Source organism: Ruminococcus sp. SR1/5, assembly GCF_000209835.1.
GTDB lineage: Bacteria > Bacillota > Clostridia > Lachnospirales > Lachnospiraceae > Blautia_A > Blautia_A fusiformis.
In genome coordinates, this window is record NC_021014.1 from 1,374,783 (window position 1) to 1,387,605 (window position 12,823).

The following is a 12,823-nucleotide window of genomic DNA, read 5'->3' on the forward strand; positions in this document are numbered from 1 at the left end:
TATGAACATTAAGTATAGGTTATTGTGTAAAAGGTTAATAGAGGAAAGGAAGAGAGTAGGTGTCATTCAATATTATAATGTACTGTTCATAATGGAGTTAGTGTCAGATAAAGACATATGGGCTTTAGAACAGTGGATGAATGGTATAAATAACATATATATGAAAGATATACATAATTGGTGTAGAATACATTTTGTTAAATATCACACTGTATTTGTTTACAGGAAAGAGTATCCGGTAAAAGCAAATATTTGGAATGGGTATTCATATATAAGGTGGCGGATGGAGCGGTTGATGAATTGGGGATAAGATAAAATAGTGATTGCATGAAAGAGAGCCTTAAAGCAGGGTGTTCTTTTGAAAGTATGGATAGAATTAAAGGCTGAAGGCTCTGCGCTATTCGTTTGGCAGAGCCTGAGTATTCTCTTGATCCGTAGAAAATAAATCTAACTGACCTTCTGGAGTGGAACTTTGACCGGATTCATCTTCAGTTGATGGTTCTCTTTTTTGGGTGTTTTATGAGTGTATAATTTCTCAAAAGGAAGTGAATACTTGGATTTTTTATTGTATTCTAGTAAAAGAGCTTCTGCGAATCCTAATGAACCGGCACGACGTTCTCTGGCAGTACGACTGATTTCTCTGACAGAGACACGCCCAACTTTTTCTTTGAAGGTGTCATCTTTCATTGTTTCTCCATAAGCATTATCCAGACGGGCAATAGCATTAAGCATATTGGAACTAAAGGACATAGGCGCACCTTCCCATGTGGCAACACAAAGGCGTAAAACACGATCAAGAGTGTGAAAACCATATTTTTCATAGATATTAATTAAAGTGGATACAGCACATATACCTCCGGGGCGAGAGGAAGAAGTAATAGTGAGATCATATGATTCAACAAGGTCACGAATAATAAGTTCTCTATCATTACCAGCTTCAATATTAGCCATGAATATTTCATAAGGTAATAACGATTTGACATATTTCATCTGATTTGCAAAAATATCTGCTTCTTGGGTGTAAACAAGATCATCATAAACCATACACCAGACAGGAGTTTCTCTTGATCCAGAGACGAGAGCAACAATCTCTATAGTGTGTTGTCCGTTGAACACATAATTTATCCCATCACGTCTACTTACTTTTACAGGGTTTATCTGATAAAGGTCAAAATTAGCTGCAGCACGCTGAACGTGTTTGATGGAAAGATTACGTTGATAATCTTGATTTGAACATAAATTTTTAATAGGTATTTGCTCAAAATGCACTTGGGGAACAAACTTTTGTAAATCTTCGGTATTTCCATCCATAATTATATTTCCTCCAATTTTTTTAAAATATTATTTGTGGTTGATATTAGACACATAAGCTGATATTTAAGCTTATATTTTGCTGTATCAGATGCAATTTTAAAATCTGAAACTTTTAATACTCTTTCGATAGAACTGTTCCACGAGGGAATCGTCAATGTAAGACTTGCAATTTCCGCATCTGGATCAAATTGTGGCAGGTTGCGTATTGAAGGAATAGAAACGGAAGATTCTTTCCTTAACATCGGTTTGGTGTAATTATTCCATAGTAATTCCCTTTTCATATCATGATAACTGAGATGTTCTATCTTTTCGGCAAGAAGGTAGTTATTTAGACTTAAAAGTTGCTCTTTTGGTAATCCTGAAAGCTCAATAATATTAGCTTGGGAAATCCAGAGTTGACCAGAACGAACTCGTTTGACAAAATCCGGAACTTTTTCATCAATTATATCTAGTGCACTACTGTAAGCAGAATATTTGTAAACGGTAGCCATTGCTACATTACATTCTTCGGATATTTTTTTGCTGCGATGCTTGCACCGGAAATATGAGATTTATTCGTAGATGAAAGTTGTCTTGAAACTATAATTTTTTCAGCATCATATTTTTTCCCAATCAGGTATTTTTTATTGATATTGGTTAAATCTTCTCGTTTAAGTTGGTCAGTACATATCCATGAAATTACATCTTCTTTACTGGAAAAATGGAGTCTTTTTATTCGGAAAGGAATACTGTGTTTACGAAATAATTCATATGCTTCTATACCATTAATGACAATACCATTCCATGTGCAGATGGGGGTGTGATAGGAATGACATAATATCTGTTGTTCAAGTTGTTTATAATCTTTTTCACTGAGATATTGATACAAATTGGTGAATTCTAGTTTTGTTTTTAATGTATATATACTATAATTGCGCATACTCATCTCCCATTATTTCTGATTTGAATTCTGTTTGTGGCAGTTTTGTGATGATGTTATCCATGGAAAATAGAGCTATTTTTTATCTGGGTAAATATTGCCTTCTAAACGAAAAATGTTAAATTTCTCCCAAGAAAGGTTAAGTTGGGAAAGTGAATATAGTAATTCTCGGCTGTACAATTCATAACTGTTACCATTGATGACAAAATAATCCTTAACTTTATGTGCCAATTTATCCTCCGCACAACTAGCCTTTATACCTATCATTTTTTGATCAGGATTAACAAGAAGTTGAATATATTCTGGGTTACCAATTTGACGGAGTGTATTGCGGTGGATTCGTATACGATTCTTTTTAAAGTCAATACATATTAGTGGATGGGAAGAGTGTTTGTTGTTCATAGGATTTTTCCTCACTTTCTGCTGTTGATGGTTCTTTTGCTTTTTCTATGGATTTATCAGTTGCCTTCTTCTTTTCTTGTATGTCAAATACTGCGTAGCCTTCAAATATATTGACTTGCATTGATTTTTGATGTTCTTCCACTGGAATACCGAACTGATTCTTCCATTCTTCAGGATAAGAAGGTGTCCTAGCAGTGGTTACAGTTCCATTGTCTTTTAGAGTACGAGGAAATATTTCAGGTGAAGTTAAATCGAAAATGAACAGTATTTCATTGCCAGAACGAATTAGTTTGCCGAGAATCTTGTACCGATAATTAGGATTCCAGTCCATGAGAGATATCACTTTAGCAAAGAAAATTCGACAGGTGATTTGTTTTGGCGAACGCTTTTTTCCAGAGGAACACCAACGAAAAGAGTCTTTTTCTTCTTCTCGACAGGGACGGACAGCCAGTTTTTTTCAATGGGATTGACTAATATTTGCACATATTCGACATCGGGTAGTTTTTTTATGCAGGCGGTATTTACAGATACCTTGTAGTTATTAAACGTAAACGAAGGTTCGTAAATATGAGCGAAGAATTCGCCACGTACAACTTGATAACCGTCATAGCTGAAAGAATCATCGTCAATGACTTCCATTTGATTTGAGGGGCTGGGCGCGACTGTTATTGGCATAGGTGTGTTGATTTTCATCATATCAGAAGGTTCTGTAGTCATATTCCATTGATTTATAGGTTGCTCGCTCATTGGGTGTCTCCTTTAATTTCTGTAATAATATTCTTTATATTTTGTATAATGGTTTCTTTGGGAGTGGTTTGTAGCTCGGGTTCTTTATAAGGTTTACTTTCTGAAGCAGTCTGCCAGTTTTTGTCTGCTGTAAATTCTGTTAATTCTGGCGCTTGAGACTGAGTATAGTAATTATTACCGAAGCTATTCATCCAGTCGGCAGGATAAGCTAACACACTCTTAGAATCAGATATTGTATCAGGCATGTTGTTATTGGGGGCGGATACGTCGTTGGTACTTGTCGGTATTCGTATTTCTGTATCGTCCATGTTGAAAATAAGGACATTTTCATTGCCTTTTTGGTGGGCAACTCCTAATATTCTATATTTGCATTTTTTGTCCCATTTAAATATCTCGTATAATGTTGGCAAAAATGCAGCGCCGGAAATTGGTTTTGGAATAAGTTGACCATCTTTGAGACGTGACCACTGCACTTTATTTTTTGTTTCAGAGGAACATGGTCGGATAGCAAGTAGTTTTGAGCTTGGGTGTATTAGCAGTTCGACAAATTTTATGTTTGGAAATTTCCGTATAGCATCTTTGTTAAAAGAGATCTGTTTATTTGAAAAAGAAACAGAAATCCGACCAACAGAGGAGAAAAATTGTCCTCTGGCAACTTCATAGTCTCTTAAATCGAAGGAACCGGCGGAAGCAGTAATTGTATCAGGTACATTCATATTTGCCGGTTTAAGGACGCTTTGAGATGCTTCAAAGTAGTCTCTAGCTTTAAATCCAGACCATCTTGGATTAATGCTTATAAATCCACTTAGAGAGCCTTCTTGTATCACATGTAATTCTGGTAAAATCTCTTTATTTCCATATTTCGCATTTGTAATTAATTTTTGAACAGCTATGAAATCATCTCGGGAGATAATAGCTTCGTGATGTCCGACTTTTCTGTATTGATTACGGTCTTGATTGTTTTTCCTTGATTTATGGTCAAGATAATTAGGAGTCCATGTTTTTCTCGCCAGAACATCCCCACAATGGCGTTCATTTTGAAGGATTTGTAGTATGGTACTGGATGACCAGACATCATTATTCTTTTTTGTTTTACAACCGAGTTCTGTCAAAGAATCAGCAATTTGTTGAGTACTGCTTCCATTCAGATACATATAAAAAATAAGCTGCACAATTTTAGCTTCATGTGGATTGATTACAAGATCTCCATTTTCGTCTTGGTCATATCCGAGCAGAGGAGGTGTAAGGAATATTCCCCGACGAAAACGCATTTCAATGGAAGAATTCATAATTTCACTTTTGGTATGACTTTCTTCCTGTGCAAGTGTTGACATGAATGACAGAATCATTTCGCTTTTGGGATCAAGAGTATTTAAATGCTCTGTTTCAAAAAATACACCGACGGGTGGACGGAGTGAAGAAAGCTCTCGTACATATCGGATACAGTCAACAACGTTTCTTGCAAATCGGGATACACTTTTTGTTATGATTAAATCAATTTTTCCGGCTTCACAATCTTCAATCATTTTTTTGAATGCATCTCTATGTTGAAGCGAAGTGCCTGAAATGCCTTCGTCGGCATATATTTCGACAAGCATCCAATTCGGATTTTTATTTACTACATCCTGATAATGATTTTTCTGTAATTCATATGAGGATGTTTGGCGTGGATCATCCGTAGATACCCTTGCATATACAGCTACTCGTAGTTTTTTTCTGTTTTAAAAATATCCTCTGGTGGAAGTGCCGGAATTACTTCCAGTTCTTCTGGATCAATACCTTTGTATCTTTGCCGGATTCTGGCTTTCTGTTCATCAATATTACTGCTTCGTTCTTCACTTTCTTTCATCAATAGCGACATCCTTTATAGTTGATATAACTATCATAGAATTTTTGGATTGAAAAAGACATAAACCATCAGTTAAGTGATTAACAGATGGTTTATGTAGAAATAGATATTTGATTGTTATTGAATGATTTAATAATCATTCGGGTTATCAGCATCGTAATTGTGTTTTGAGGATAGATGCCAATCATTGATTCGTAAAATATTCTTTATGGCTGAAAGAACCTCGAATATGTAACGTTTTTCAGTGCTGGTACAATCTGCCATTAATAAATCAATATCAGTTTGATATTCCGTAGGATTGTATAACAAGTTTCCATAAAGTAATTCATCAATAGTAATTTCAAGGGCATTGCTAATTTTGATTAAAGATTCTAAACTGGGTTTACGCTTGGCATTTTCTATATAGCTTATATAAACAGTAGAAAGATCAGCGATTTCAGCCAGCTCCTCGGCAGATAATCCTCGTTGTTTGCGGGTTTCTCTTATACGTTTGCCTATAAGTGCATAATTTATTTCCATGTCCTCACCTCCTTTCCATCACAACTTGACTTTTTTGTGTTGTAGATAGAAAAAATGGTGAGTTATACAATAGTAATTGGTTGTATAAAAAGAAGTATATCATATGTATATAGCAAAAAGAAGATTGTCGATTGATGGGAGAAAAAGGCGATAAGTTGTAATTGAACAACAGCGAAAAAAGGTTATTATTTATGTATTAAAAATTATGTCTGAGAGGAAAATACATGGCAGATAAAGAGGAAATTAAAACACTGGAGGAATTAGAGGAAAAAGGAAGAATACTGCGGGAGTACAAAGAAAAATTCCGGCAGATGTGCCAAGAAAATAAAATGATAAAGGGTTCGACAGTGCTGAAACTATATGATAAAATTGAAGAAATACAAAGAGAATATGAGCATTTAGATAATAAGCTGACATTAATGGAATACAACTTTATATAGTTCTATTTTTTTGTTTTAATACTACTGTTTCCCTTAGTAAATACTTGCAAGATACATCTCTAATATTTTTTCGGATTTCTAGTTACAATTAAGGTAACTACTATCGGAAAGAGGTGTATTTACTTGCGTACAGAGGATTATATTGCGGACAATATTATAGCTTTATGTAAAAAACGTGATATGAGTAAATATCGGCTGTCACAATTGACTGGTATATCTCAATCTTCGATTGGAAAAATTATTGCTAAAGAAAGTTTACCCACTATGCCTACTGTAGAAAAGATATGTGATGCACTGGGAGTAACAATGGCACAATTCTTTGCCGGAATGGATGTTCCAGTAAGCTTATCAGAATCACAACAAGAGGTTTTGAATATTTGGAATAATCTTGATGAAAAAGAACAGAATGTAGTGATACAAATGCTCCGGGGACTTCAAAAATAAAGGAAACAGTTGTAACGAAAATGTTGACTGTTTCTTTTTTATGGAGTTGGGAGATTATGGTGATTGAAAAGAAATATTATGATATTGCACAGCGTGAATTGGAAGAAATGCAAAGAGAAATTAATGCAGAAAAAGCGCAAATGTCAGAAGAAGAGATACTAGAGGATAAAAAATGGCATGATGAACAATTGGAAACAATTATAAAAAAGGCAGAAGCTCATATGCGTTGTTTTAAGAAAGTTCCAGATCCTCAAAAAGTAGTGAAATTCACTTTTTTACAAAAAGATGCATTGGAAATTGCACGAAATATGCAGATGAATATAAAAACTGAGCGTAAAGAAGATGATTTATGGGGGACGATAGAAATGTCATTTAATAATATGTGGTTTTTAGATTCGGCTCCTAGTGAATGGAAAGATATTTGGAATAACTTGATGAAAGAAGCTCAGAGAGTGTATATAGAAGCAAAAGATAACATGGTCATGTATCAATATTATTATGATTTGGCGGTAGAAGTTCCTTGTGTGTAGACAAAATACAAATAATGATATATGAATGCTGTTCTGTAATAATTTTATGATATACTGTGGATATGATATGTAAAATAGTCGGAGAAAGATTTGTGAATGTACGATTATTTAGGAGGAAAAAGCATGACAGATGCAGAACAAAGAGAGGCTGCCCGTCAATTTGTAAACCGATGGATGGGAAAAGGGAAAGAAGATGAAGATGGACGTTCTTATTGGATTGATTTATTGACGAATGTTTTGGGAATGGATAATGTGACAGAACGTTTGAACTTTGAAAAGAAAGTTGTAATTGATGGAAATACAAAACGTATTGATGTATATATTCCTGAAACACGAGTAATTATTGAACAGAAGAGTCTTGGAAAAGCATTGGATCAGAAAATCAGGAATTCAGGAGATGTTGATCTTACTCCATTTGAACAGGCAGACAGATATAATGGGAAGCTGACTTTTGATGAAAGAGCTCGGTGGATTGTTACGTCAAATTTTGCTGAAATTTGGATTTATGATATGAACCAGAAACAGCCAGAACCGACAAAGATTGCTTTAGATGAATTACAAAGCAAATATCCATTGTTGGACTTCTTGGTGAAAAAGGAAGTAAAGACAATATCGCATGAAATGGAAGTATCAATAAAAGCAGGAGGTATTGTTGGGCTTATTTATGATGCGTTTTTAAAACAATATCGTATACCAGATATTAAGGAAAAGGATGAAACATTTGAGCAGAAAGAAAAAAGAGAGCATAAACTAAAGAGCCTGAATGCTTTATGTGTGCGAATTGTTTTTTGCTTGTATGCAGAAGATGCTGGTATTTTCGGAAAGAGAAATATGTTCCATGATTATTTGGAAACATATGAAGTAAAGGATTGCCGGAGAGCTTTATTAGAATTATTTAAGATATTGGATACACCTGTATCAGAGCGAGACGAGTATTTGGAGGAAGAACTTGCTCAGTTCCCGTATGTAAATGGTGGGTTATTTGCTGATGAAACTATTGAGATACCACCTTTTACAGAGGAAATTAAAGAATTACTTCTTACAAAAGCGTCAGAAGATTTTGATTGGAGTGATATTTCTCCAACTATATTTGGAGCGGTATTTGAATCAACATTAAATCCTGAGACCAGACGTTCAGGAGGAATGCATTATACATCTATTGAAAATATACATAAAGTTATTAGTCCGCTTTTTTTGGAAGATTTGCAAAAGGAATTTGATAGTATTAGAGCAATTCAAGTGAAGCGTACCAGAGATAAAAAATTGGAAGAATTCCAAAATAAATTGGCATCACTTACATTTTTTGATCCTGCGTGTGGTTCTGGAAATTTCCTTACAGAAACATACTTGTCGCTTCGTCGTTTGGAGAATGAGGTGATAAAGGAAAAAGTTGGCGGACAAATGACATTGGTAGAGGTAAATAATCCAATTAGAGTTTCTATTCAGCAATTTTATGGAATAGAGATTAACGATTTTGCAGTTACAGTTGCAAAAACGGCTTTATGGATTGCAGAATCTCAAATGTTGGAAGAAACGAAAAATATTGTGTATGGATTTAATGATGATTTTCTTCCTTTAAAGACATATGTAAATATCACAGAAGGAAATGCATTAAGAATTGATTGGAATGATGTAATTCCTGCAGAAAAATTATCGTTTATAATGGGAAATCCGCCATTTGTAGGAGCACGTTGGATGGCGTCGGAGCAGAAGGAAGATGTTGAGAAGATATTTGAAGGATGGAAGAGTATAGGAAATCTTGATTATGTTAGTTGCTGGTATAAAAAAGCAGCTGACTATATGGGAAATTATAATATCAGAGCAGCGTTGGTATCAACTAATTCAATTACACAGGGAGAAAGTGTTTCGATTCTCTGGAAACCGCTTTTTGAATCAGGTGTACATATTGATTTTGCATACAGAACATTTATATGGGATAGTGAAGCGTCAATAAAAGCGCATGTTCATTGTGTAATTGTTGGCTTTAGCAGAGCTGTAAATAATAAGCAGAAAATAATTTATTCAGGTGAGAACGCAATTCCGGCGAATAATATTAATGGATATTTGCTTGATGCAGAAAATATATTCATTGAAAAAAGAATGAAACCATTGTGTAATGTTCCTGAAATAGCATTAGGTGGGCAAGCAGTTGATGGTGGATTTTTAATATTGACGGAAGAGGAAAAGGAAGAGTTTTTGGAAAAAGAACCACAGGCTTCTCCGTTTTTTAGACATTATATGATGGGAAAAGATTTTATTGATCGAAAGCCGAGATATTGTATTTGGCTTGTTGGAGCTGATCCTGGATTATTAAAAAATGTCCGATGATATTAGAACGGGTGAATAAAGTACGTGAATTTAGACTTAGTAGTACAAGAGCGAACACAAAAAAAGCGGCTGAGAATCCAACTTTATTTGCATCAATACTTGAACATAAAAATCAATATATTGCGATTCCCAAAGTTTCTTCTCAGAATCGTAGATATATTCCAATGGATTATTTAGATGGTGAAATTATTCCGGGAGACAAATTATTCACTATGCCAAATGCATCATTTTATGAATTTGGTGTATTGATGTCGAATGTTCATATGGCATGGATGCGAGCAGTGTGTGGAAGATTAAAAAGTGATTATAGTTATTCAAACACAATAGTGTATAACAATTTCCCGTGGCCTGTAGTAACGGAGAAGAATCGGGAACAAATTGAAAAATCGGCACAGGAAATTTTGAAAGCAAGAACATTATATCCTAATAGTAATCTTGCGGCTTTATATGATCCTTTAACAATGCCAGCCGAGTTACGGCGAGCACATACTGCAAATGATAAAGCTGTTATGGCTGCGTATGGCTTTAGTACAAAAATGACGGAAGCAGATTGTGTGGGAGAGTTGATGAAATTATACCAGAAAATGCAATGATAAAAGTTTATAGAGCTGTTTTTTGCTCAAAGTAAAATATTTGAAAACATAGAATATTCCAAATCCATAAAAGCTGAATGAAAACCAATATGGGAATTTTACAGGTGGTACAAAATTTGTAAAATTTTCATATTGGTTTTTTTGTAATCTGTAAAAATTATAAATTTGGATATCAAGTAAGGTTTCGGATTTTTGATTTTTATGTATTTTTCAATTTTGGATATGGCTCCGAAATTGGCAATTTTGCGGAAGTGTATCCACACTTCCTGTCCTTGCTATTTTTTAATCACATGGTGATTTCACAGGGATATAGGGCTGTTTAGCCTATTTTTTCTCCCTGTGCTGTGACCGAAGAAATTCGAGGAACCAATTATATATTTATGCTGAATGTGAGGTACTGGGGAGCACAATCCTCAGCAAGATTTCAACATCCGGAAAATGCCGTATTGCTAAAATAGCGATATGGTATTACCGGGGTGGATCTTGCTCTAGTGTGTACTGAGACCTCGGCATAAATAGAAAAATGGGTTTGGGGAATCCCCAGCAAGATGAAAACCTGATGAGAGAATATTGTGATGAAAGACAATATTGTTAAACACAGGTGGATCTTGCTCTGGGGTAAGAAAGAAGTATCTTTATATTATCAAAATGATATTTGGAGTTTATGTTGTTGGAAAGTCGTAAGCAGGAAGATAACTTCAAGTTGTTGGTGCAAATATAATGAATAGAAGTGTCCAGTACATTTTTGGTGATGGGTATTTTGGTGGAATCCATTTTTATTTATTTTTGAATAATAAAATTTTGAATCTGCAGCCGATTCTGCCTGCCGGACAATGTTTTTAGATATCTGTAAACGTCACGGACTGGAACTTGATGAAGAACCATCGTATGATGGAAGAAAGTATTTGGAAACACGATAGAAGCAAACGCTGTACTTATCGTCTTGTCTGGCAGGGAAGATTATTAGGCATTAACCAGAGAGATATCGGCAGAGAAAACAGAAGTGATAGACAATGATATTTGTTAGATATGCTTCTTGTCGTTGGCTGCATCATATTAAAACGCTTTTTACGTTAAAAAAGTGCTGTGATCACAAGGCTTTTTGCAAGCAAAAATGAAAAGGCTATATATAGGTAGCCTGTGAAACTGGAAGTGCCCATTTTGGGCCTGATTTAAAGAATAATGTTCTGACAGAGACCAATGGAATGACTCTCTGCTGGGGCTCCAAAAGAAAGGAAAAATGATTATGGAAAAAATGATGAATACAAAAACAGAGGGTAACACATTTACAAAGAAAATCGGGCAGACAGTCTATGTTGTCCGTTATCATTTCAATGAAAATGCAAAGGAAACAATGCAGGAGAAGATTAACCGGATGCTGGTTACAGAAGCAAGTCGACAGGCAGTGTATTAAAATTAGGTGGATGTAATTGAAGAAAAAATATGATATCATGTGAGTAACAAATCGGGATTGACCGAATAAGTTAATCGTGCCATATGGCTTGATTATAAATACAAAGATAAAAACGCAATGTACATTAAAAATGTACTAGAGCTGGTAGGTAGCCCAGCCGTCCTATGCAAATAGGGTAAGTAACCTGCCCCTCCGGGTTGTCCATTCTTTGTTCAATTCATTTTAGGAGGGATTCTTATGGACAAAGCAAGTGGAAAACTGACGGTATATTTTGAAGAACCATTTTGGGTAGGTGTATTTGAACGTATTGAAGATGGTAAACTATCTGTGGCGAAGGTAACATTTGGTGCAGAACCAAAGGATTACGAAGTGCAGGAATATATTCAAAAATACTATTTTAGTTTGAAATTCAGTCCGACTGTTGATACTGTTGTAAAAGATATAAAAAGAAATCCCAAAAGGATGCAACGTGAAGCGAAAAAACAGATGCAGGAAACAGGCATCGGCACAAAATCGCAGCAGGCATTGAAATTACAGCAGGAACAGAATAAACAGGAGCGTAAAGTGAGGAGCCGTGAGAAAAAAGAAGCGGACGAACTGCGAATGTTTGAACTGAAACAGCAAAAGAAAAGAGAAAAGCATAGGGGACATTAGTCCCTTGGGCTTTTGCTCAAATTCAAGTTTTACGAAATAAAGAAATTGTAGGAGGAATATATATGGTTGGAAGAATTTATCACGTTGGATTAACCGTTTCTGATTTGAATCGCTCGATTGCTTTCTACAGAGATATTCTTGGGCTTAAATTTCAGGGTGAAATCTTTATGGAAGGCGAAGAGACAGATAAAATGTTCCGTAAGGAAAATTGTAAAGCAAGGGTTGCATATTTGAATGGCTCGAAGGTTCTTGAAGCACCACCGATTGAATTGATTCAGTTTGTAGACAGCAAAATCCATAAAGAACAATCAGACTTGTTTACGACATCTATCTCAGAAGTATGCTTTTACACGGATGACATTGATTCTGTTTACAAAACCCTTATCGAAAATCATGTGGAGTGCTTGTCTGAACCGCAGTATTTCGACTTTAGGGCAGATGGATTTGGGGAAAGCAGAGCTTTTTATTTCAGAGACCCGGATGGAATCATTCTTGAGATGATGCAACCACTTTGATGAAAAATTATAAGTACAGGAAAATGACAACTTCAAGTTTGTAGAATTCAAAAATTTAATATGAAATGTGAGATAGAGCGTATGGAAATAATCTATACGTTCTATTTTTTTGCCTTTTTTGAAAAAGTGATTAAAAAACTAGTGACATTTTGTTA

The 12,823-nt window shown here is 35.1% G+C and carries 15 protein-coding genes and 2 pseudogenes; 7 read left to right on the forward strand and 10 right to left on the reverse strand.

Features of this window, described 5'->3' with window-relative positions; all coding sequences use genetic code 11:
- Positions 1–447: 447 nt before the first annotated feature.
- The 10 genes and pseudogenes from CK1_RS07110 to CK1_RS07150 all read right to left on the reverse strand — a co-directional run bounded on the left by CK1_RS07110 (position 448) and on the right by CK1_RS07150 (position 5,750).
- Positions 448–1,311, reverse strand: a complete 864-nt coding sequence (locus CK1_RS07110; protein WP_015525598.1) for a DUF6551 family protein — start codon at positions 1,309–1,311, stop codon at positions 448–450.
- 2 nt (positions 1,312–1,313) lie between these two features.
- Complete coding sequence (locus tag CK1_RS07115; RefSeq protein WP_015525599.1) at positions 1,314–1,805, reverse strand: hypothetical protein; 492 nt, start codon at positions 1,803–1,805, stop codon at positions 1,314–1,316.
- Positions 1,806–1,807: 2 nt separating this feature from the next.
- Positions 1,808–2,233 (reverse strand): hypothetical protein, encoded by a 426-nt coding sequence (locus tag CK1_RS07120; protein ID WP_008375519.1) that lies wholly within the window; start codon positions 2,231–2,233, stop codon positions 1,808–1,810.
- 75 nt (positions 2,234–2,308) lie between these two features.
- Positions 2,309–2,635, reverse strand: coding sequence for a hypothetical protein (locus tag CK1_RS07125; protein WP_015525600.1), 327 nt, complete (start codon positions 2,633–2,635; stop codon positions 2,309–2,311).
- Positions 2,595–2,966, reverse strand: a complete 372-nt coding sequence (locus CK1_RS18110) for a hypothetical protein (RefSeq protein ID WP_015525601.1) — start codon at positions 2,964–2,966, stop codon at positions 2,595–2,597. Before CK1_RS18110 ends, CK1_RS07125 begins: the two co-directional genes overlap by 41 nt.
- Positions 2,967–2,974: 8 nt before the next feature.
- Complete coding sequence (locus CK1_RS18115; RefSeq protein ID WP_015525602.1) at positions 2,975–3,382, reverse strand: hypothetical protein; 408 nt, start codon at positions 3,380–3,382, stop codon at positions 2,975–2,977.
- Positions 3,379–4,716 carry a recombinase family protein gene (locus CK1_RS07135; RefSeq protein WP_353611226.1) on the reverse strand — a complete coding sequence of 446 codons (1,338 nt, stop codon included), beginning with the start codon at positions 4,714–4,716 and terminating at the stop codon, positions 3,379–3,381. The genes CK1_RS18115 and CK1_RS07135 overlap by 4 nt, the downstream gene beginning before the upstream one ends.
- A pseudogene (locus tag CK1_RS07140) lies at positions 4,696–5,025 on the reverse strand (recombinase family protein); the annotation flags it as partial. The gene CK1_RS07135 and the pseudogene CK1_RS07140, both read right to left, overlap by 21 nt.
- Before the next feature lie 56 nt (positions 5,026–5,081).
- Complete coding sequence (locus CK1_RS07145; protein WP_015525604.1) at positions 5,082–5,231, reverse strand: hypothetical protein; 150 nt, start codon at positions 5,229–5,231, stop codon at positions 5,082–5,084.
- A 129-nt stretch (positions 5,232–5,360) separates the two neighbouring features.
- Entirely contained in the window at positions 5,361–5,750 is a 390-nt protein-coding gene (locus CK1_RS07150) for a helix-turn-helix domain-containing protein (protein WP_008374249.1), read from the reverse strand.
- Between the two features lie 224 nt (positions 5,751–5,974).
- Between CK1_RS07150 and CK1_RS07155 the strand changes: the two genes are divergently transcribed.
- The 7 genes and pseudogenes from CK1_RS07155 (at position 5,975) to CK1_RS07185 (ending at position 12,668) form a co-directional block, all read left to right on the forward strand.
- A complete protein-coding gene (locus CK1_RS07155; protein ID WP_015525605.1) occupies positions 5,975–6,190 on the forward strand; it encodes a hypothetical protein in 216 nt (71 codons plus the stop codon).
- A 123-nt stretch (positions 6,191–6,313) separates the two neighbouring features.
- A complete protein-coding gene (locus CK1_RS07160; protein ID WP_013976760.1) occupies positions 6,314–6,634 on the forward strand; it encodes a helix-turn-helix domain-containing protein in 321 nt (106 codons plus the stop codon).
- A gap of 56 nt (positions 6,635–6,690) precedes the next feature.
- Entirely contained in the window at positions 6,691–7,164 is a 474-nt protein-coding gene (locus CK1_RS07165; RefSeq protein WP_015525606.1) for a hypothetical protein, read from the forward strand.
- Positions 7,165–7,338: 174 nt separating this feature from the next.
- A pseudogene (locus CK1_RS07170) lies at positions 7,339–10,085 on the forward strand (DNA methyltransferase).
- Between the two features lie 1,246 nt (positions 10,086–11,331).
- Positions 11,332–11,499 carry a transposon-encoded TnpW family protein gene (locus CK1_RS07175; protein WP_015513594.1) on the forward strand — a complete coding sequence of 56 codons (168 nt, stop codon included), beginning with the start codon at positions 11,332–11,334 and terminating at the stop codon, positions 11,497–11,499.
- Positions 11,500–11,736: 237 nt separating this feature from the next.
- The gene (locus CK1_RS07180) at positions 11,737–12,153 is read left to right on the forward strand and encodes a YjdF family protein (RefSeq protein WP_015525609.1); all 417 of its coding nucleotides are present in this window, start codon (positions 11,737–11,739) and stop codon (positions 12,151–12,153) included.
- Positions 12,154–12,215: 62 nt separating this feature from the next.
- On the forward strand, positions 12,216–12,668 hold the full coding sequence (locus tag CK1_RS07185; protein WP_015525610.1) for a VOC family protein: 453 nt from the start codon (positions 12,216–12,218) through the stop codon (positions 12,666–12,668).
- The last annotated feature ends 155 nt before the right edge of the window (positions 12,669–12,823 follow it).

What these genes read in the sequence shown, in the direction of transcription:
- CK1_RS07110 (WP_015525598.1), bottom strand. Translation starts at nt 1,311, where the DNA reads ATGGATGGAAATACCGAAGATTTACAAAAGTTTGTTCCCCAAGTGCAT.
- CK1_RS07115 (WP_015525599.1), bottom strand. Translation starts at nt 1,805, where the DNA reads ATGGCTACCGTTTACAAATATTCTGCTTACAGTAGTGCACTAGATATA.
- CK1_RS07120 (WP_008375519.1), bottom strand. Translation starts at nt 2,233, where the DNA reads ATGCGCAATTATAGTATATATACATTAAAAACAAAACTAGAATTCACC.
- CK1_RS07125 (WP_015525600.1), bottom strand. Translation starts at nt 2,635, where the DNA reads ATGAACAACAAACACTCTTCCCATCCACTAATATGTATTGACTTTAAA.
- CK1_RS18110 (WP_015525601.1), bottom strand. Translation starts at nt 2,966, where the DNA reads ATGGACTGGAATCCTAATTATCGGTACAAGATTCTCGGCAAACTAATT.
- CK1_RS18115 (WP_015525602.1), bottom strand. Translation starts at nt 3,382, where the DNA reads ATGAGCGAGCAACCTATAAATCAATGGAATATGACTACAGAACCTTCT.
- CK1_RS07135 (WP_353611226.1), bottom strand. Translation starts at nt 4,716, where the DNA reads ATGTCAACACTTGCACAGGAAGAAAGTCATACCAAAAGTGAAATTATG.
- CK1_RS07145 (WP_015525604.1), bottom strand. Translation starts at nt 5,231, where the DNA reads ATGAAAGAAAGTGAAGAACGAAGCAGTAATATTGATGAACAGAAAGCC.
- CK1_RS07150 (WP_008374249.1), bottom strand. Translation starts at nt 5,750, where the DNA reads ATGGAAATAAATTATGCACTTATAGGCAAACGTATAAGAGAAACCCGC.
- CK1_RS07155 (WP_015525605.1), top strand. Translation starts at nt 5,975, where the DNA reads ATGGCAGATAAAGAGGAAATTAAAACACTGGAGGAATTAGAGGAAAAA.
- CK1_RS07165 (WP_015525606.1), top strand. Translation starts at nt 6,691, where the DNA reads ATGGTGATTGAAAAGAAATATTATGATATTGCACAGCGTGAATTGGAA.
- CK1_RS07175 (WP_015513594.1), top strand. Translation starts at nt 11,332, where the DNA reads ATGGAAAAAATGATGAATACAAAAACAGAGGGTAACACATTTACAAAG.
- CK1_RS07180 (WP_015525609.1), top strand. Translation starts at nt 11,737, where the DNA reads ATGGACAAAGCAAGTGGAAAACTGACGGTATATTTTGAAGAACCATTT.
- CK1_RS07185 (WP_015525610.1), top strand. Translation starts at nt 12,216, where the DNA reads ATGGTTGGAAGAATTTATCACGTTGGATTAACCGTTTCTGATTTGAAT.